Raw genomic sequence first — 18277 nt, 5'->3', positions numbered from 1 at the left:
ATGCGTGGAACCGGCACGACGGTTCCACTTGAACGTATTCGGCGGTGAAAGCGAATACTTGAGCGTACAGCAGGGTTATGGCCCGAGGCCGGCATTGTGGTGGCTCGAACGTTTCAGCTCAAGCGCGTGACCGCCGGCAGCGTCATGGCGCGGACTTCGCCTTGCAGGAAGTCGCTCAGGCGGCGCAAACGTTCACCTCCCGGACGGGTCTTTGGCCACACCAGGTAATAATTCAGGCCGCTGGCGACCGCCGTCGGCCACGGCAGACTCAGGCGTCCTTGCGCGACATCCTCGGCCACCATCAGCAAATCCCCCATGGACACACCGTAGCCCCGGGCCGCCGCAATCATCCCGAGTTCCAGGGTATCGAACACCTGCCCGCCCTTGAGTGACACCTGATCCGACAACCCCATGTGTTCCAGCCAACTGCGCCAGTCCCGGCGATCCGGCGTCGGGTGCAGCAATTCGGCGCTGGCCAGCCGTGCCACATCCCAGGGCTGGTCATTGAGCAGGTTGGGCGCCCCTACCGGGATCAGTTCTTCCGGGAACAACAGACTCGCCTCCCAGTCCGGCGGAAAATGCCCGTCACTGAGCAACACCGCGCAATCGAAGGGCTCGTTGTTGAAGTCCACCGAATCCACGTCCATCCAGGCACTGGTCAGTTGCACCTCGTTGCCCGGCTGCAAATGCCGGAAACGACTGAGCCGCGCCAGCAACCAACGCATGGTCAAGGTCGACGGAGCTTTCATGCGCAGGATGTCATCTTCGGCGCGCAAGGTATTGCAGGCTCGCTCAAGCGCCGCAAAGCCTTCACGGATGCCGGGTAACAGCAGGCGCGCGGATTCGGTCAGTTGCAGGTTGCGTCCGCTGCGGTGGAACAGCCGACAGGCGAAGTGCTCTTCGAGCGTGCGGATATGCCGGCTCACCGCACTCTGAGTGATGGACAACTCTTCGGCGGCGCGGGTGAACGAACTGTGCCGCGCCGCAGCTTCGAATGCACGCAGGGCATACAAGGGTGGAAGACGACGGGACATGCACAGCGCTCCAATGGCGGGATTGCGCCAACTTAGCAGAATTGCTTATGGATGAGTTTTAATCATGCCACCCATCCTTTTTATCCCTTTGTGCAACCTGCGCCAAACCCTGAGAATCGACGGTCTCCTGCTCCCTCTTTTATATGGATGTGAACACCATGCAGCGTCCTGTGCGTACCGAACTCTGGGCCATCCTGCGGCTGGCGGGGCCGTTGATTGCTTCGCAGTTGGCGCACATGCTGATGGTGCTGACCGACACCCTGATGATGGCGCGCCTCAGTCCCGAAGCGCTGGCCGGAGGTGGTCTGGGCGCAGCCAGTTATTCGTTCGTGTCGATTTTCTGCATCGGCGTGATCGCGGCGGTTGGCACTCTGGTGGCGATCCGTCAGGGTGCCGGCGACATCATCGGCGCCGCCCGCCTGACTCAGGCCGGGCTATGGCTGGCGTGGCTGATGGCACTCGGTGCCGGGTTGCTGTTGTGGAATCTGAAACCGGTGCTGTTGCTGTTCGGCCAGACCGAGACCAACGTCAACGCTGCCGGACAATTTCTGATCGCCCTGCCGTTTGCCCTGCCCGGCTACCTGAGCTTCATGGCCCTGCGCGGCTTCACCAGCGCGATTGGCCGGGCGACGCCGGTGATGGTCATCAGTCTCGCCGGCACCGTGGCTAACTTCGTGCTCAATTACGCGTTGATCACCGGCATGTTCGGCCTGCCGAAACTGGGCCTGACCGGTATCGGCCTGGTCACGGCGATTGTTGCCAACTGCATGGCACTGGCGCTGGCCTGGCACATCCGCCGGCATCCGGCCTATAACGCCTACCCGCTGCGTGAAGGCCTGTCGCGGCCTAACCGGCAGTACCTCAAAGAACTCTGGCGCCTGGGTCTGCCCATTGGCGGCACCTACGCGGTAGAGGTCGGGCTGTTCGCCTTCGCGGCGCTGTGCATGGGCACCATGGGCAGCACCCAACTGGCGGCGCATCAGATTGCGCTACAAATCGTTTCGGTGGCATTCATGGTGCCGGCGGGGATGTCGTATGCGATCACCATGCGCGTCGGCCAGCATTACGGCGCCGGGCAATTGAGCGATGCGCGGATGTCCGGGCGGGTCGGTATCGTCTTCGGTGCAGTAGTGATGCTGGGGTTTGCGATGGTGTTCTGGCTGCTGCCGAATCAGCTGGTCGGTTTGTTCCTCGACCATAACGACCCGGCATTTGCCGAGGTGATTCATCTGGCCGTGAGCCTGTTGGCCGTGGCGGCGTGGTTCGAGCTGTTCGACGGCACGCAGACCATTGCCATGGGCTGCATCCGCGGACTCAAGGATGCCAAGACCACCTTCCTCGTCGGGCTCGGTTGCTACTGGCTGATCGGCGCGCCGGCAGCGTGGTTGATGGCGTTCCATCTGCACTGGGGGCCGACCGGCGTCTGGTGGGGTCTGGCGCTGGGCCTGGCCTGCGCGGCAATCAGCCTGACACTGGCGTTCGAATGGAAGATGAAGCGGATGATTCGACTGGAGCCGCAATCTCAAGGATTCAAGATTGCTCAGCCGGAATGACGGGCTACGGGAGCAACCCTGCTCCCGTAAGCTTGTTGGTCAGACCACAATGCCCAGCGGAGGCTGGCTGGCGTCAGCAATCAGATAGTCAATCAACTCCGCCAACGGCAACGGTTTGCTGATCAGGTAACCCTGCACCTGATCGCAGCCGAATCCGCGCAACAGATCCAGCTGCTCCCGGGTTTCCACCCCTTCGGCCACCACTTCCAGGTGCAGGTTGTGCGCGAGGTTGATCATCGCGTGCACCAGTTTGCGGTTCTCTTCGCGCTGTTCCATGCCGCCGACAAAGCTCTTGTCGATCTTCAGCAAGGTGATCGGCAGGCTGTTGAGGTGCACGAACGACGAGAACCCGGTGCCGAAGTCATCCAGCGAAAAACGCACGCCGAGGCGACCGAGGGCGTCCATGGTCTGCTTGACCAGATCGCTGCGGCGCATCACGGCAGTTTCGGTGAGTTCGAATTCCAGCCATTGCGCCTCGACACCACGCTCGGCGATCAGGCGGCTGAGCGTCGGCAGCAATTGGCTGTCCTGAAACTGGCGGAACGACAGGTTGATCGCCATGTGCAGCGCCGGCAATCCGCGTTCGCGCAACGCCTGCATGTCACGCAGGGCCCGGGAAATCACCCAGTAACCCAGCGGCACGATCAGACCGCTCTGCTCGGCCAGCGGCACGAATTCGCTCGGCGGCAACAAGCCGCGTTCACTGTGGCGCCAGCGCACCAGGGCTTCGAGGCCGACAATCTGGCCGTCCTGCATATTCAGGCGCGGCTGGTAATGCAGCTCCAGTTCATCGCGACGCAACGCCCGACGCAGTTCACTTTCGAGGTCGGCGATGCTCCGCGCGTTGCGGTTGATCCGCTCGTTGAAGATGTGAAAAGTGCAGCCTTGAGTGCTCTTGGCCTGCTGCATGGCGATATGCGCGTGCCACATCAGCGGATCGGCACCGCCCTGAGCGCGGGCATGGGCGATGCCCAGGCTGGAGCCGATCAACAGGCTTTCACCGTCGATCCAGTAAGGTTCGGCCAGGGCTTCGGTGATGCGCTCGGCCATCCATTCGGCGCGTTGCGGGGCGCGACGGGTGTCGATCAACAGGGCAAATTCATCGCTCCCCAGACGTGCCAGTTGATCACCGGCCTCCAGTTGGCTCTTCAGCCGGGCGACGACTTGCAGGATCAAGCGGTCGCCCGCCTGATGGCCGAGAGCGTCGTTGGCATGTCGGAAGTTGTCGAGATCGAGGTGCCCGAGCGCCAGGCCGCGACCGTCGTTTTCCGCCAGCCGAGCCGTGAGCAGAGTCTGGAAACCCTGACGGTTGGCGATGCCGGTCAAGGGGTCCTGTTCAGCCAGGCGTTGCAGGGTGTTTTCCAGCACGCCGCGTTCGCGCACATGGCGCAGGCAACGGCGAAGCATGCCGGCATCGAGGGCATCGAACACCAGCCAGTCGCTGACGCCATCGGGCGCGGTCGCCGGTTCGTGTTCCAGCAGCAACACGGTCGGCAGGCTGCAACGGCCGGGGGCCGGCTGCAGGGCGGGAACGGTCAACAACACCGCGTGGCGGTTGTCTTCGAACAGACTGCTGACCGACTCCCAGCTCGGCGCGCTGATCAGCACCGCCGCACTCCCCAACGGAGCCAGACACTCGCGCAATAACGCTGTCCACGCAGGCTCTTCAGCCAGTAGCAGCAAACGCAAGGGTTCGACAGGCGTAGTCAAGCTGACTCCCTAGACTCTGCAATGATGTGGGCGGCGGGCATTATGCCGTCGCGGCTACCAATGACCAAACGACAACGGTTATCAAAACGTTATTTTGTGTCACGAATGAGAACATTAGCCGCAAAATCACCGCGCATCCTGCGTGAAAGTAACAAAACCGGCAAATTTGAATCGCGTGCTGCGTCACAAGTCGGAGAGAGCAGCACAAATCGCTGAGCCTGTTAAAATGCCGGCCCATTTCGTCAACGACTCCCGAATTTTCGTATGTCCCGACTCAATCCCCGGCAGCAAGAAGCCGTGAACTACGTCGGCGGCCCTCTATTGGTGCTCGCCGGTGCTGGCTCCGGCAAGACCAGCGTGATCACGCGCAAGATTGCGCACCTGATCCAGAACTGCGGCATCCGTGCCCAGTACATCGTCGCCATGACCTTCACCAACAAGGCCGCGCGCGAGATGAAGGAACGGGTCGGCACCCTGCTGCGTGCCGGCGAAGGTCGTGGCCTGACGGTCTGCACCTTCCACAACCTGGGCCTGAACATCATCCGCAAGGAACATGAACGGCTGGGCTACAAACCCGGTTTCTCGATCTTCGACGAAACCGACGTCAAGTCCCTGATGACTGACATCATGCAGAAGGAATACGCGGGCGACGACGGCGTCGACGAGATCAAGAACATGATCGGCGCCTGGAAAAACGACCTGATCCTGCCGGCCGAAGCCCTGGAAAACGCCCGCAATCCCAAGGAACAGACCGCTGCCATCGTCTACACCCACTACCAGCGCACGCTCAAGGCGTTCAACGCAGTGGACTTCGACGACCTGATCCTGCTGCCGGTGAAGCTCTTCGAAGAGCACGCCGACATCCTCGAGAAGTGGCAGAACAAGGTGCGTTACCTGCTGGTGGACGAATACCAGGACACCAACGCCAGCCAGTATCTGCTGGTGAAAATGCTCATCGGCAAACGCAACCAGTTCACCGTGGTGGGCGACGACGACCAGTCGATCTACGCCTGGCGCGGTGCGCGGCCGGAAAACCTGATGCTGCTCAAGGACGACTATCCGTCCCTGAAAGTGGTGATGCTGGAGCAGAACTACCGCTCCACCAGCCGCATCCTGCGTTGTGCAAACGTCCTGATTTCGAACAACCCCCACGAATTCGAAAAGCAGCTGTGGAGTGAGATGGGCCACGGTGACGAGATCCGCGTGATCCGCTGCCGCAACGAGGACGCCGAAGCCGAGCGCGTGGCCATGGAAATCCTCAGCCTGCACTTGCGCACCGACCGCCCGTACAGCGATTTCGCGATCCTCTATCGCGGCAACTACCAGGCCAAGCTGATCGAGCTGAAACTGCAGCACCACCAGGTGCCGTACCGTTTGAGCGGCGGCAACAGCTTCTTCGGGCGTCAGGAAGTCAAAGACCTGATGGCCTACTTCCGCCTGATCGTGAACCCGGACGACGACAACGCCTTCCTGCGCGTGATCAATGTGCCGCGCCGCGAAATCGGCTCGACGACCCTGGAAAAACTCGGCAACTACGCCACCGAACGCAAGATCTCGATGTACGCCGCCACCGATGAACTCGGCCTGGGCGAGCATCTGGACAGCCGCTTCACCGATCGCCTGTCGCGCTTCAAGCGCTTCATGGACAAGGTGCGCGAGCAGTGCGCCGGCGAAGACCCGATTTCGGCGCTGCGCAGCATGGTCATGGACATCGACTACGAGAACTGGCTGCGCACCAACAGCTCCAGCGACAAGGCCGCGGACTACCGGATGAGCAACGTCTGGTTCTTGATCGAAGCCTTGAAGAACACCCTGGAAAAAGACGAAGACGGCGAAATGACCGTCGAGGACGCCATCGGCAAACTCGTTCTGCGCGACATGCTCGAACGTCAGCAGGAAGAAGAGGACGGCGCCGAAGGCGTGCAGATGATGACTCTGCATGCGTCCAAGGGTCTGGAGTTCCCTTACGTGTTCATCATGGGCATGGAAGAGGAAATCCTCCCGCACCGCTCCAGCATCGAAGCCGACACCATCGAAGAAGAACGCCGCCTGGCCTACGTGGGCATTACCCGCGCGCGCCAGACCCTGGCATTTACCTTCGCCGCCAAGCGCAAACAGTACGGCGAGATCATCGACTGCGCGCCAAGTCGCTTCCTCGATGAGCTGCCGCCGGACGACCTGGCCTGGGAAGGCAACGACGACACACCGACCGAAGTCAAAGCCGTGCGGGGCAATAGCGCACTGGCTGATATACGCGCGATGTTAAAGCGCTAGAATTGACCACTTTTTACTAGACCTTCGGCGCACAAAGCGTCAAATGAGGACAGCTTCATGGAAGCATTGCACCAGAAAATCCGCGAACAAGGCATCGTGCTTTCCGACCAGGTCCTGAAGGTCGACGCCTTCCTGAACCACCAGATCGACCCGGCCCTGATGAAGCTGATCGGCGACGAATTCGCCTCGCTGTTCAAGGATTCCGGCATCACCAAGATCGTCACCATCGAAGCCTCGGGCATCGCCCCGGCGATCATGACCGGTCTGAACCTCGGCGTGCCGGTGATCTTCGCCCGCAAGCAACAGTCCCTGACCCTGACTGAAAACCTGCTGTCGGCGACCGTTTACTCGTTCACCAAGAAAACCGAAAGCACCGTGGCCATTTCCCCGCGTCACCTGACCAGCAGCGACCGCGTGCTGATCATCGACGACTTCCTGGCCAACGGTAAGGCGTCCCAGGCACTGATCTCGATCATCAAGCAGGCCGGCGCCACCGTGGCGGGCCTCGGCATCGTGATCGAGAAGTCGTTCCAGGGCGGCCGTGCGGAACTGGATTCGCAGGGCTATCGCGTCGAATCGCTGGCTCGCGTGAAGTCGCTGAAGGATGGCGTGGTGACTTTCATCGAGTAACCCGCAACACCGCAGGACTTCTGTGGGAGCCAGTTTGCTGGCTCCCACAGTTGGTTTTGGGATGGACAGTTATTGCGCAGTGGCCTTCAGCCCAGTGAGCAGCAACCGCTGAAACAGGTCTTCCTTCAGACCTTCCGGATCAGTGAGCTGCATGCGCGCCAAGTGCTCCGGGTACAACACCGCATCCGGCGCATCCAGCGCGGCCTTGCCCAACTCCAGAATCTCCGTCAGCTTGAACTTGCTCTTCAGCCAGTTCAGCGCCCGCAGTAGATCCTTCTCGACCTCAGTGAAATCGCAGCCCAGCGGATACTCCGGAAACAGGTTCGGATGCCGTGCGGCAATCGCCTGCAAGCGGTGCGGGGTGTTGTCGGTAAAGCGCGGATCGAGACGGAAATCCTTCGGCAGCTTGCCGACCTTCTGCGCCTGCTCGATCAGGCCCTGCTGGAAGCGTGAGTCGCTGATATTGAGCAACGCTTCGATCACAACCGCATCCGACTTGCCGCGCAGATCGGCGATGCCGTACTCGGTGACCACGATGTCGCGCAGGTGCCGGGGAATCGTGCAATGGCCATATTCCCAGACAATATTCGAACTGACATCGCCGCCGGATTCGCGCCAGCTGCGTAGCAGCAAAATCGATCGCGCATCGTGCAGCGCATGGCCCTGGGCGACGAAGTTGTATTGCCCACCGACGCCGCTGAGCACCCGGCCATCCTGTAACTGATCGGACACCCCGGCCCCGAGCAGGGTCATGGTGAATGCGGTGTTGATGAATCGCGCATCAATGCGTTGCAGGCGTTTGAGTTCTTCCTGGCCGTACAGCTCGTTGATGTAGCTGATGCGGGTCATGTTGAATTCAAGGCGTTTACTGTGGGGCAGCTCACGCAGTCGCTCATAGAAACTGCGCGGCCCGAGGAAGAAGCCGCCGTGCACCGAAATACCGTCGGTTTGAGCCACCTCGTCGAGGGTACCGGCATTGGCCTGTTCCTGGGTCTGCACGTCCGGGTAGACCTTGCGCCGGATGATCCCGGCGTCCGCCAGCACCAGCAGGCCGTTGACGAACATTTCGCTGCAACCGTAAAGCCCTTTGGCGAATGGCTCGACCCCGCCTTCGCGTTCGATCAGTTGCGCCCACTGGCTGAGGTTCACATCGGCCAGCAACTCACGGTAGCCGGCATTGTCGGCCTGCCGCGCCAGCAACGCAGCGGTCAGGGCATCGCCCATCGAGCCGATGCCGATCTGCAAGGTGCCGCCGTCGCGCACCAGCGTACTGGCGTGCAAACCGATGAAATGATCCTGAAACCCGACGGGCATGTTCGGTGTGGAAAACAGCGTGCTGCTGTCCTTCTCGTCGATCAGCAGGTCGAAAGTATCGATGTCGACTTCGGCATCGCCCGGCATGTACGGCAGCTCGGTGTGCACCTGACCGACCAGCAGAATGGTCTCCCCCGCTGCCCGACGTTTGGCGATCATCGGGAACAGATCGAGGGTGATGTCCGGGTTGCAGCTCAGGCTCACGCGATCGGGATGTTCGCTGCTGCTGGCGAGCAACTGCGCCACCAGGTTCAACCCGGCGGCGTTGATGTCGCGAGCGGCATGGCTGTAGTTGCTGCTGACGTAGTCCTGCTGAGCCGGCGCGCTGTTGAGCAGGCTACCGGGCTGCATGAAGAACTGTTCGATGCGGATGTTGCCCGGCAGGCTGTCGCGGCGCAGGTCGGCGAGGAATTCCAGCTCAGGGTAATCACCGAACACCCGTTCGACGAAGGGCTCGATGAAGCGCTTCTGCAAACCGTCCCCCAACGCTGGACGGCCGAGACACAGCGCGGTGTAGATCGTCAGTTGCCGTTCGGGCAATCCGGTAAGCCGCCGGTACAGCGCGTTGACGAAGGGATTGGGTTTTCCCAGCCCCAGCGGCAAGCCCATGTGGATATGCGCCGGCAACCGCGCCAGTACGTCGTCCACTGCCTGTTCGATCGAACACAACTGCACCATCTGAAGCCTCCTGCCCGTTCCGTGAATAGGGGTACGACCGAGATTGCCGGTTGTTTGCTGCAATGAACAGCCTCGAGCCTGAATCGCAGGCACAAAAAAACCGTCCGAAGACGGTTTTTTTCGTCAGAAGCGCGGCTTATTTCAGGCCGGACATCTTCTGGATCGCACCCTTCAGCTCGTCATCCGAGCAGTCGGCGCAGGTGCCTTTCGGCGGCATGGAGTTGATACCGGTAATCGCCTTGGCGAGGATGCCGTCGAGGCCGCCCTGATGATCGGCGCGGTCTTTCCAGGCCGCTGTGTCACCGATTTTCGGCGCACCCAGCAGGCCGGTGCCGTGGCAAGCGTTGCAATGTTTGGCAATCACTTCGTCCGGCGTCTTGGCGCCACCACCGCCGCCTGCCGAAGCAGCGACTTCCATCCCCTTGCACTCTTGCCCTTGAACACACACCTGGCCGACAGGCTCGAGGCGTTTGGCAATGTCGTCATTCGTCGCAGCTTGAGCGCTGACAGCCCAGAGGGCCAGTACGGTTGCTGGTGCAGCCAGCATTTTCATAATTAGATTCACGCGTTCACCCTCAATGGTGGCTATTCACGCCTGCGGCCACGGTTCGCAGGCGGGCGCAAGTATAGCGGGTAGCCCGCCACACTGAAACAACCCCAAAGTTAAAGGGGTCTTGTTGCGCATCGGTCAAACAGTTCGGACACCTTTGCCGCAGTGGCCTGGCGTCTCTCGGTTTAAAAATTCGCCGGCGTGGCTGCGCTGATTAGTCGCGCCGGTGCGTCAAACGGATTACGGAATCGATGCGGCTTGGTACTTTCAAAGTAGTAGCTGTCGCCGGCTTCGAGAATAAAAGTTTCAAGGCCCACCACCAGTTCCAGACGCCCTTCCACCAGAATCCCGGTTTCCTCGCCTTCATGGGTGAGCATTTCTTCGCCAGTGTCGGCGCCCGGCGGATAGATTTCGTTGAGAAACGCGATGGCCCGACTCGGGTGGGCACGGCCGACCAGTTTCATGGTCACGGCGCCGTCGGAAATGTCGATCAGCTCGTTGGCCTTGTAGACGATCTGAGTCGGTTTTTCCTGGAGGATTTCTTCGGAAAAGAACTCGACCATGGACATGGGAATCCCGCCCAGCACTTTCCTCAACGAACTGATCGAAGGGCTGACGCTATTCTTTTCGATCATCGATATGGTGCTGTTGGTGACGCCCGCGCGCTTGGCGAGTTCACGCTGGGAAAGCCCTTTGAGCTTGCGGATCGATTGCAGTCGTTCACCGACGTCCAAGGCTTGGGCCTCCTGAGTGTTGTAGAAATATTGAGCGTTATCATGGCGACAGCGTTCAGTATTTACAACACTTGGGCCCGGCCCTGGCTTCAACCCTCGGAATAGAGCCTTGGCACCCGACGCAGGTTGCAGAAAATCTGGTACGGAATGGTGTCCGCCCACTTCGCCACGTCGCTGGCGAGGATGTTCTTGCCCCACAGCTCGACGGTCGAACCCAGACCTGCTTGCGGCACGTCGGTCAGGTCGATGCAGAGCATGTCCATCGACACGCGGCCAAGAATGCGGCTGCGTTTGCCGGCCACCAGCACCGGGGTGCCGGTCGGCGCCTGGCGCGGATAACCGTCGGCGTAACCCATGGCGACCACGCCGATGCGCATCGGTTTGTCGGTGACGAATTTCGCGCCATACCCCACCGGTTCGCCGGCCGGCAGTTCGCGCACGCTGATGACTTTCGATTCCAGGGTCATCACCGGCAGCAGGCGATCGGCCACCGCGTTGGCTTCTTCGAACGGGGTGGCGCCGTAGAGCATGATGCCAGGGCGCACCCAGTCGCTGTGAATCTGCGGCCAGCCCAGCACCGCCGGCGAGTTGCGCAGGCTGACTTCGGCCGCCAGGCCCTGACGCGCAGCCTCGAATACGGCAACCTGATCGGCACTGCTCTGCTCATGCAGTTCATCGGCCCGGGCGAAGTGGCTCATCAGCACGACTTTCGCCACTTTGCCGCTGGCCAGCAAACGCTGGTAAGCCGCCGGATAATCCTTCGGATGCAAGCCAACGCGGTGCATGCCCGAATCAAGCTTCAGCCATACGGTGATCGGTTTACTCAGGGACGCCTGCTCGATCGCTTCGAGCTGCCACAGCGAATGCACCACGCACCAGAAATCATGCTCGACGATCAGCGCCAGCTCATCGGCCTCGAAAAAGCCTTCAAGCAACAGCACCGGCGCACGAATCCCGGCGGCACGCAACTCCAGGGCTTCTTCGATGCACGCTACAGCAAAGCCATCCGCTTCGACCTCCAACGCCTGGGCGCAGCGCACAGCGCCATGACCGTAGGCATCGGCCTTGATCACCGCCAGTGCCTTGGCACCGGTCACTTCACGGGCGAGACGGTAGTTGTGACGCAGGGCTTCTAGATCGATCAGGGCACGGGCAGGACGCATGGCAGCAGACTTCTTGGCGGTCATGGGAATAAAAACCGGCGCTGGCTGGCGGCGTGAACCGCCAACAGCACCGGGAGAGGGATCTTTACAACAAGGTTACGGCAGCGCGGCAACGATAGAGATTTCCACCAGAATGCTCGGCTTGGCCATCTTCGCTTCGACAGTGGCACGGGCCGGTGCTGCACCTTTGGGCAGCCACTGATCCCACACCGAATTCATGCCGGCAAAGTGCGCCTCGATGTCGTTCAGGTAGATCGTTGCCGACAGCAGATGCTGTTTATCGGTGCCGGCCAGGTCCAGCAGACGCTCGATATTGGCGAGTACGTCGCGGGTCTGTTGTTCGACCCCGGCGTTGAAGTCATCGCCGACCTGCCCGGACAGATACACCGTACCGTTGTGGCTGACGATCTGACTCATGCGCTCATTGGTGAGCTGGCGCTGGATTGCCATGCTTTGCGGACTCCTGGGTCTTGTTGCCATAACGGGAAATATCGAGGCCTTCGGCGCTGATCTGCGGCTTTTTCTTCGCCATCAGGTCAGCCAGCAAGCGACCGGAACCGCATGCCATGGTCCACCCGAGCGTGCCGTGACCGGTGTTCAAAAACAGGTTCTTGAACGGGGTGGCGCCGACGATCGGAGTGCCGTCCGGCGTAGTTGGACGCAGGCCGGTCCAGAAACTCGCCTCGGCCAGATTACCGCCCTGAGGATAAAGGTCGTTGACGATCATCTCCAGGGTTTCGCGCCGACGCGGGTTCAGCGAGAGGTCAAAACCGGCGATCTCCGCCATCCCGCCGACGCGGATGCGGTTGTCGAAACGGGTGATCGCGACCTTGTAGGTCTCATCGAGAATGGTCGAAGTCGGGGCCATGGCCGGGTTGGTGATCGGCACGGTCAGCGAGTAACCCTTGAGCGGGTAAACCGGCGCCTTGATGCCCAGCGGCTTGAGCAGTTGCGGCGAGTAGCTGCCGAGGGCCAGCACGTAGCGGTCGGCGGTTTCCAGCTTGCCGTCGATCCACACGCCGTTGATGCGGTCACCGGCGAAGTCGAGGCGCTGGATGTCCTGGCCGAAGCGGAATTCAACACCCAGATTCACGGCCATTTCGGCGAGGCGGGTGGTGAAGATCTGGCAGTCGCCGGTCTGGTCGTTCGGCAGACGCAGGGCACCGGCGAGGATATCGGTGACGCTGGCCAGGGCCGGCTCGACGCGGGCAATACCGGCGCGGTCAAGCACTTCGAACGGCACACCGGATTCTTTCAGGACGGCGATGTCCTTGGCGGCGCCATCAAGCTGGGCCTGAGTGCGGAACAGCTGGGTGGTGCCCAGGCTGCGGCCTTCGTAGGCAATGCCGGTTTCGGCGCGCAATTCGTCGAGGCAGTCGCGGCTGTACTCGGACAGACGCACCATGCGCTCCTTGTTCACCGCGTAACGGTTGGCGGTGCAGTTGCGCAGCATCTGCGCCATCCACAGGTATTGGTCGATGTCGGCGGTGGCCTTGATCGCCAGCGGCGCGTGGCGTTGCAGCAGCCATTTGATGGCCTTGAGGGGAACGCCCGGCGCAGCCCACGGCGAGGCATAGCCCGGCGAGACCTGGCCTGCGTTGGCGAAGCTGGTCTCCATGGCCGCGGCTGGCTGCCGATCGACCACCACCACTTCAAACCCGGCACGGGCCAGATAGTAAGCACTGGCGGTACCGATGACGCCGCTACCCAAGACCATAACGCGCATTTTTATATCCCTCTCGCGGCGTGCCGCGTACGTCTGTTGTTAGAGCAATGATGCGCGCAGTGTAAAAAAGATTCGCCAGTGCTTTTCACTGTATAAGCGCCTATATTTGGCGACAATTCTCGGCAAAAACCCTTTTCACGGAGGCGCATCCCCTATGCGTACCAACACTCAGACCAAACGTGAGCTGGACAAGATCGACCGCAACATCTTGCGGATCCTGCAGGCGGACGGGCGGATTTCATTCACTGAACTGGGCGAGAAGGTCGGGCTCTCCACCACACCGTGCACCGAGCGGGTGCGACGCCTGGAGCGTGAGGGGATCATCATGGGCTACAACGCCCGCCTGAATCCGCAGCACTTGAAGGGTAGTCTGCTGGTGTTCGTCGAGATCAGTCTCGACTACAAATCCGGCGATACTTTCGAAGAGTTCCGACGTGCGGTGCTGAAATTGCCCCACGTGCTGGAATGCCACCTGGTGTCAGGGGATTTCGACTATCTGGTGAAGGCGCGGATTTCCGAGATGGCCTCGTACCGCAAGCTGCTGGGCGACATCCTGCTGAAGCTGCCCCACGTGCGCGAATCCAAGAGCTACATCGTGATGGAAGAAGTGAAAGAGAGCCTGAGCCTGCCGATTCCGGACTGAGCGCTCAGACCAGCACCTGTCGGTTTTCCGCCATGTACTCGAACACCTGCTTTTCGACCCTCGGGTGAATCAGCTCCACCGGCCGCCGGCCGTTGGGGCACGGCAGGGTCTGGGTGGTGCCGAACAACCGACATATCAGTGGCCGCTCGTCATACACCGTGCAGCCGTTCGGCCCCAGGTGCACACAGTTGAGCTCTTCCATGGCCGCGTCCTGTTCGGCGCGGGTCTTGCGCGGGAGGCGGGACATTTCCTCGGGTGAGGTGGTCACCGGCCCGCAACAGTCATGGCAGCCCGGCACGCACTCAAACGTGGGAATCTGCTGACGCAGGGTGCGGATTTTCTGACTGTTGCAGCTCATTGCAGCATTAACCGGGGCGAAATAGGCGGCAATTGTGCCGCAAAAGCCGTGTTCCAGACACCACGGGCCGACCAATGTTGCCCGGCCTCGGGCCTGCGGCTTATGCTCCGTCAAATTTTCTCGACACCCGCTCAGGATGACGCCCATGAATGCCCGCGCCCACGCCTCCGCGAGCCAGCACCACGTTGCCTCTTACTACGCCGCCAGCAGCCTGCCGCAACCCGACCATCCGGTGCTGCAAGGTGAACTGATCGCCGACGTGTGCGTGGTCGGTGGCGGTTTCTCCGGGCTGAACACCGCGCTGGAATTGGCTGAACAGGGTTTGAGCGTGGTGCTGCTGGAAGCGCACCGGATCGGCTGGGGCGCCAGCGGTCGCAACGGCGGGCAATTGATTCGCGGGGTAGGCCACGGCCTCGATCAGTTCGCCAACGTGATCGGCGCCGACGGCGTGCGGCAGATGAAACTCATGGGCCTGGAAGCGGTGGAAATCGTCCGCCGACGCGTCGAGAAATTTCAGATCCCCTGCGACCTGACCTGGGGTTACTGCGACCTCGCCAACAAACCCTCCGACCTGGAAGGTTTTGCCGAAGACGCCGTAGAGCTGCGCAGCCTCGGTTATCGCTATGAAACACGTCTGTTGCAGGCGAACGAGATGCACACCGTGGTCGGCTCCAGACGCTACGTCGGCGGCCTGATCGACATGGGTTCCGGTCATTTGCACCCGCTGAACCTGGCACTCGGCGAAGCCGCCGCGGCGCAGCAATCGGGGGTGAAGCTGTTCGAGCAATCGGCGGTGACCCGCATCGATTACGGCCCCGAAGTCCGCGTGCACACCGCGCAAGGCTCGGTGCGGGCGAAAACCCTGGTACTTGGCTGCAATGCCTATCTCAACAATCTGAATCCACAACTCAGCGGCAAGGTGCTGCCGGCCGGCAGCTACATCATCGCCACCGAACCACTGAGCGAAGAACAGGCCCACGCCCTGTTGCCGCAGAACATGGCGGTCTGCGACCAGCGGGTGGCGCTGGATTACTATCGTCTCTCGGCGGACCGTCGCCTGTTGTTCGGCGGCGCCTGTCATTACTCGGGGCGTGACCCGAAGGACATCGGCGCCTACATGCGGCCGAAGATGCTGGAAGTGTTCCCGCAGCTCGCGTCAGTGAAAATCGATTATCAGTGGGGCGGGATGATCGGCATCGGTGCCAACCGTCTGCCGCAGATCGGCCGGCTCGCCGACCAGCCGAACGTGTATTACGCCCAGGCCTATTCCGGTCACGGCGTGAATGCCACGCACCTCGCGGGCAAGTTGCTGGCCGAGGCCATCAGCGGCCAGCACAGCGGTGGCTTCGACCTGTTCGCCAAAGTGCCACACATCACCTTCCCCGGCGGCAAGCATTTGCGCTCGCCATTACTGGCGTTGGGGATGTTGTGGCATCGCCTTAAAGAGCTGGTCTGAGATTCCGCTGTGAGATCGTTCCCACGCTCTGCGTGGGAACGATCCTGATACAGATCTCAGATCCGCCAGAACGGCTTCAATCCCTCCTCCAGCGCCTGTTCCCGGGTCAGCCCGACATCCTTGAGCTGCTCCGGCGTCAGCCCCAGCAACGCCTTGCGCGTGTGCAGACGATGCCAGAACAGGCCCAAGCGACTCAGGCCGGACGGCGCGTTGCGCAGCATCTCGTTGCGCGCCCTGTCCTGTTGCCCTGCCTCCAGTTCCTGACTGTGTAACGTCAGCCGCACATCGCTCAAGCCGTTCATTTTTGTCGCTCCTGTTTACTTGGGTAGCCAGAGATTCCATGATGCGCGGGCCGACAAAAGCATTACAGATTCAACACATCTGTATTATTTCCATACAGATTTGCTGTCTCCGAGACTGAATTGTCGATTTACGCCGCATCTGTACTGGTTTTTCGAATCACCTGCATCGAGGCAGTGCCATGACCCTGTATGTGAACCTTGCCGAGTTGCTCGGCACCCGCATCGAACAAGGCTTCTACCGTCCTGGTGATCGCCTGCCGTCGGTGCGCGCCTTGAGCGTAGAACATGGGGTCAGCCTCAGCACGGTGCAGCAGGCCTATCGAATGCTGGAAGACAGCGGCCTGGCCACGCCAAAACCCAAATCCGGGTACTTCGTGCCGGTCGGCCGTGAGTTGCCGGAACTGCCGGCAATCGGGCGTCCGGCCCAGCGCCCGGTGGAGATTTCCCAGTGGGATCAGGTGCTGGAACTGATTCGCGCCGTGCCGCGCAAGGACGTGGTGCAGCTCGGTCGCGGCATGCCGGATATCTCGTCACCGACGATGAAGCCACTCCTGCGCGGACTGGCCCGTATCAGCCGCCGTCAGGACATGCCCGGTCTGTATTACGACAACATCCACGGCACCCTCGAACTGCGCGAACAGATCGCCCGGTTGATGCTCGATTCGGGCTGCCAGTTGAGCGCCAGCGACCTCGTCGTCACCACCGGTTGCCACGAAGCGCTGTCCACCAGCATCCACGCGATTTGCGAGCCCGGCGACATCGTCGCAGTGGATTCGCCGAGCTTTCACGGCGCCATGCAGACCCTCAAGGGGCTGGGCATGAAAGCCCTGGAAATCCCCACCGACCCACTCACCGGCATCAGCCTCGAAGCGCTGGAACTGGCACTGGAGCAATGGCCGATCAAGGTCATACAGCTCACGCCCAACTGCAACAACCCGCTCGGCTACATCATGCCGGAGTCGCGCAAACGCGCCCTGCTCAACCTGGCCCAGCGCTTCGACGTGGCAATCATCGAGGACGACGTGTATGGCGAACTGGCCTACACCTATCCGCGTCCGCGCACGATCAAATCCTTCGACGAGGATGGCCGCGTCTTACTGTGCAGTTCGTTTTCCAAGACCCTGGCGCCGGGGCTACGTATAGGTTGGGTCGCGCCGGGTCGATACCTCGAGCGGGTGCTGCACATGAAATACATCAGCACCGGCTCCACCGCACCACAGCCACAGATCGCCATCGCCGAGTTTCTGAAGGCCGGGCACTTCGAACCGCATTTGCGGCGGATGCGCACTCAATATCAGCGTAATCGCGACGTGATGATCGATTGGGTGACGCGATACTTCCCGGCCGGTACCCGCGCCAGCCGCCCGCAGGGCAGCTTCATGCTTTGGGTCGAATTGCCGGAAGGTTTCGATACCCTGAAACTGAATCGTGCACTGCACGATCAGGGCGTACAGATTGCCGTCGGCAGCATCTTTTCCGCCTCGGGCAAGTACCGCAATTGCCTGCGCATGAACTACGCGGCCAAACCGACGCCGCAGATCGAAGACGCGGTGCGCAAGGTCGGCGCGACGGCAATCAGGCTTCTGGCTGAAAGCCACGACCTCTGACGTCTCTCAACGCATACGAAACCCCAGCTCGGTCTCGAGTCGAGTCAGGTCGCTGACCCGGCTCGCAGCTGATGGAATTCGAGCGTCCAGTTCGAGCTCGACTTCCATGTTCAGGCCCTCAATACCTACGCCTGCGAGCGCAGGTATCAGGCGGACTCCCGGGCGCAGGAGATGCGCATCCGGTCCGTCTCCCTCGCTGAGCCATTGCGCCGGTTTTCCGTCCACCCGCACCGCCACTACGCGCACTTTGAGAGTGCCAGGACCGAAGCGGTATTGCGCGGCATCGGCTGCCGGCCCGATCAGCTCCAGTCGTAACGGACCGAGTCGCTCGCATTGGACATTGACCTGCACTCGACGCAGACCAAGACTCAATGCATCCCCCGGCGCTGACTGCGCCAACAATTGCCCGCGCGTGGCCGCGCCAAAATCGATGGCGGACGGACCAAGCCTGACAGCGCATCCGGAGTTCGCCTGCGCCGGCTCCATGAAGCTCATTGTGCTCAACAACCACCCGCATAACGTTCCCGGTTTCAATCCATGCATGA

At 61.3% G+C, this 18277-nt stretch carries 17 protein-coding genes; 6 read left to right on the top strand and 11 right to left on the bottom strand.

Going from position 1 to position 18277, the window contains the following annotated elements:
• Window positions 1–113: 113 nt before the first annotated feature.
• Complete coding sequence (locus CAF87_RS10765) at window positions 114–1034, bottom strand: LysR substrate-binding domain-containing protein (RefSeq protein ID WP_085685856.1); 921 nt, start codon at window positions 1032–1034, stop codon at window positions 114–116.
• Between the two features lie 158 nt (window positions 1035–1192).
• Here CAF87_RS10765 and CAF87_RS10760 point away from each other — a divergent pair, with 158 nt between their 5' ends.
• On the top strand, window positions 1193–2587 hold the full coding sequence (locus CAF87_RS10760) for a NorM family multidrug efflux MATE transporter (protein WP_085731401.1): 1395 nt from the start codon (window positions 1193–1195) through the stop codon (window positions 2585–2587).
• 39 nt (window positions 2588–2626) lie between these two features.
• Here the strand turns inward: CAF87_RS10760 and CAF87_RS10755 are convergent, their stop codons facing one another.
• Window positions 2627–4297, bottom strand: coding sequence for a bifunctional diguanylate cyclase/phosphodiesterase (locus CAF87_RS10755; RefSeq protein ID WP_085731400.1), 1671 nt, complete (start codon window positions 4295–4297; stop codon window positions 2627–2629).
• Between the two features lie 264 nt (window positions 4298–4561).
• Here CAF87_RS10755 and rep point away from each other — a divergent pair, with 264 nt between their 5' ends.
• Together rep and CAF87_RS10745 are read left to right on the top strand one after the other, a co-directional pair.
• Window positions 4562–6571 carry a DNA helicase Rep gene (gene rep / locus CAF87_RS10750; protein ID WP_085731399.1) on the top strand — a complete coding sequence of 670 codons (2010 nt, stop codon included), beginning with the start codon at window positions 4562–4564 and terminating at the stop codon, window positions 6569–6571.
• Between the two features lie 57 nt (window positions 6572–6628).
• Complete coding sequence (locus tag CAF87_RS10745; RefSeq protein ID WP_007920398.1) at window positions 6629–7201, top strand: xanthine phosphoribosyltransferase; 573 nt, start codon at window positions 6629–6631, stop codon at window positions 7199–7201.
• A 69-nt stretch (window positions 7202–7270) separates the two neighbouring features.
• Here the strand turns inward: CAF87_RS10745 and CAF87_RS10740 are convergent, their stop codons facing one another.
• The 6 genes from CAF87_RS10740 to dadA form a co-directional block, all read right to left on the bottom strand.
• The gene (locus tag CAF87_RS10740) at window positions 7271–9193 is read right to left on the bottom strand and encodes an acetyl-CoA hydrolase/transferase C-terminal domain-containing protein (RefSeq protein WP_085731398.1); all 1923 of its coding nucleotides are present in this window, start codon (window positions 9191–9193) and stop codon (window positions 7271–7273) included.
• 136 nt (window positions 9194–9329) lie between these two features.
• Window positions 9330–9746: a cytochrome c5 family protein gene (locus tag CAF87_RS10735; RefSeq protein ID WP_041071964.1), complete on the bottom strand. Its 417-nt coding sequence runs from the start codon at window positions 9744–9746 to the stop codon at window positions 9330–9332.
• 182 nt (window positions 9747–9928) lie between these two features.
• Window positions 9929–10477 carry a cupin domain-containing protein gene (locus tag CAF87_RS10730; RefSeq protein WP_003229444.1) on the bottom strand — a complete coding sequence of 183 codons (549 nt, stop codon included), beginning with the start codon at window positions 10475–10477 and terminating at the stop codon, window positions 9929–9931.
• A gap of 89 nt (window positions 10478–10566) precedes the next feature.
• On the bottom strand, window positions 10567–11640 hold the full coding sequence (gene alr, locus CAF87_RS10725) for an alanine racemase (RefSeq protein ID WP_085731397.1): 1074 nt from the start codon (window positions 11638–11640) through the stop codon (window positions 10567–10569).
• 96 nt (window positions 11641–11736) lie between these two features.
• A complete protein-coding gene (locus CAF87_RS10720; protein WP_039765240.1) occupies window positions 11737–12090 on the bottom strand; it encodes a RidA family protein in 354 nt (117 codons plus the stop codon).
• Window positions 12062–13366, bottom strand: a complete 1305-nt coding sequence (gene dadA / locus CAF87_RS10715) for a D-amino acid dehydrogenase (protein WP_085731396.1) — start codon at window positions 13364–13366, stop codon at window positions 12062–12064. Before dadA ends, CAF87_RS10720 begins: the two co-directional genes overlap by 29 nt.
• A 154-nt stretch (window positions 13367–13520) precedes the next feature.
• Between dadA and CAF87_RS10710 the strand changes: the two genes are divergently transcribed.
• The gene (locus CAF87_RS10710; RefSeq protein ID WP_003177284.1) at window positions 13521–14009 is read left to right on the top strand and encodes an Lrp/AsnC ligand binding domain-containing protein; all 489 of its coding nucleotides are present in this window, start codon (window positions 13521–13523) and stop codon (window positions 14007–14009) included.
• A gap of 4 nt (window positions 14010–14013) precedes the next feature.
• Here CAF87_RS10710 and CAF87_RS10705 read toward each other — a convergent pair whose 3' ends face one another.
• The gene (locus tag CAF87_RS10705; protein ID WP_007954485.1) at window positions 14014–14367 is read right to left on the bottom strand and encodes a YkgJ family cysteine cluster protein; all 354 of its coding nucleotides are present in this window, start codon (window positions 14365–14367) and stop codon (window positions 14014–14016) included.
• Window positions 14368–14512: 145 nt separating this feature from the next.
• On the opposite strand from CAF87_RS10705, the gene CAF87_RS10700 reads away from it, so the two are divergent.
• A complete protein-coding gene (locus tag CAF87_RS10700; RefSeq protein WP_085731395.1) occupies window positions 14513–15823 on the top strand; it encodes an FAD-binding oxidoreductase in 1311 nt (436 codons plus the stop codon).
• Between the two features lie 56 nt (window positions 15824–15879).
• Here CAF87_RS10700 and CAF87_RS10695 read toward each other — a convergent pair whose 3' ends face one another.
• Window positions 15880–16125: a DUF1127 domain-containing protein gene (locus CAF87_RS10695; protein WP_085731394.1), complete on the bottom strand. Its 246-nt coding sequence runs from the start codon at window positions 16123–16125 to the stop codon at window positions 15880–15882.
• 179 nt (window positions 16126–16304) lie between these two features.
• Between CAF87_RS10695 and CAF87_RS10690 the strand changes: the two genes are divergently transcribed.
• Window positions 16305–17732, top strand: coding sequence for a PLP-dependent aminotransferase family protein (locus CAF87_RS10690; RefSeq protein ID WP_085731393.1), 1428 nt, complete (start codon window positions 16305–16307; stop codon window positions 17730–17732).
• A 6-nt stretch (window positions 17733–17738) separates the two neighbouring features.
• On the opposite strand, the gene CAF87_RS10685 is transcribed toward CAF87_RS10690, so the two are convergent.
• On the bottom strand, window positions 17739–18275 hold the full coding sequence (locus CAF87_RS10685; protein WP_085731392.1) for a hypothetical protein: 537 nt from the start codon (window positions 18273–18275) through the stop codon (window positions 17739–17741).
• Window positions 18276–18277 lie beyond the last annotated feature (2 nt).

This window comes from Pseudomonas sp. R38(2017) (assembly GCF_002112395.1).
Lineage (GTDB): Bacteria > Pseudomonadota > Gammaproteobacteria > Pseudomonadales > Pseudomonadaceae > Aquipseudomonas.
The sequence above is the reverse complement of the archived record's forward strand: the minus strand, read 5'-3'. Positions and strand labels throughout refer to the sequence as shown.

What these genes read in the sequence shown, in the direction of transcription:
- CAF87_RS10765 (WP_085685856.1), bottom strand. Translation starts at nt 1,034, where the DNA reads ATGTCCCGTCGTCTTCCACCCTTGTATGCCCTGCGTGCATTCGAAGCT.
- CAF87_RS10705 (WP_007954485.1), bottom strand. Translation starts at nt 14,367, where the DNA reads ATGAGCTGCAACAGTCAGAAAATCCGCACCCTGCGTCAGCAGATTCCC.
- CAF87_RS10760 (WP_085731401.1), top strand. Translation starts at nt 1,193, where the DNA reads ATGCAGCGTCCTGTGCGTACCGAACTCTGGGCCATCCTGCGGCTGGCG.
- dadA (WP_085731396.1), bottom strand. Translation starts at nt 13,366, where the DNA reads ATGCGCGTTATGGTCTTGGGTAGCGGCGTCATCGGTACCGCCAGTGCT.
- CAF87_RS10745 (WP_007920398.1), top strand. Translation starts at nt 6,629, where the DNA reads ATGGAAGCATTGCACCAGAAAATCCGCGAACAAGGCATCGTGCTTTCC.
- rep (WP_085731399.1), top strand. Translation starts at nt 4,562, where the DNA reads ATGTCCCGACTCAATCCCCGGCAGCAAGAAGCCGTGAACTACGTCGGC.
- CAF87_RS10740 (WP_085731398.1), bottom strand. Translation starts at nt 9,193, where the DNA reads ATGGTGCAGTTGTGTTCGATCGAACAGGCAGTGGACGACGTACTGGCG.
- CAF87_RS10690 (WP_085731393.1), top strand. Translation starts at nt 16,305, where the DNA reads ATGACCCTGTATGTGAACCTTGCCGAGTTGCTCGGCACCCGCATCGAA.
- CAF87_RS10700 (WP_085731395.1), top strand. Translation starts at nt 14,513, where the DNA reads ATGAATGCCCGCGCCCACGCCTCCGCGAGCCAGCACCACGTTGCCTCT.
- alr (WP_085731397.1), bottom strand. Translation starts at nt 11,640, where the DNA reads ATGCGTCCTGCCCGTGCCCTGATCGATCTAGAAGCCCTGCGTCACAAC.
- CAF87_RS10710 (WP_003177284.1), top strand. Translation starts at nt 13,521, where the DNA reads ATGCGTACCAACACTCAGACCAAACGTGAGCTGGACAAGATCGACCGC.
- CAF87_RS10735 (WP_041071964.1), bottom strand. Translation starts at nt 9,746, where the DNA reads ATGAAAATGCTGGCTGCACCAGCAACCGTACTGGCCCTCTGGGCTGTC.
- CAF87_RS10720 (WP_039765240.1), bottom strand. Translation starts at nt 12,090, where the DNA reads ATGGCAATCCAGCGCCAGCTCACCAATGAGCGCATGAGTCAGATCGTC.
- CAF87_RS10695 (WP_085731394.1), bottom strand. Translation starts at nt 16,125, where the DNA reads ATGAACGGCTTGAGCGATGTGCGGCTGACGTTACACAGTCAGGAACTG.
- CAF87_RS10685 (WP_085731392.1), bottom strand. Translation starts at nt 18,275, where the DNA reads ATGCATGGATTGAAACCGGGAACGTTATGCGGGTGGTTGTTGAGCACA.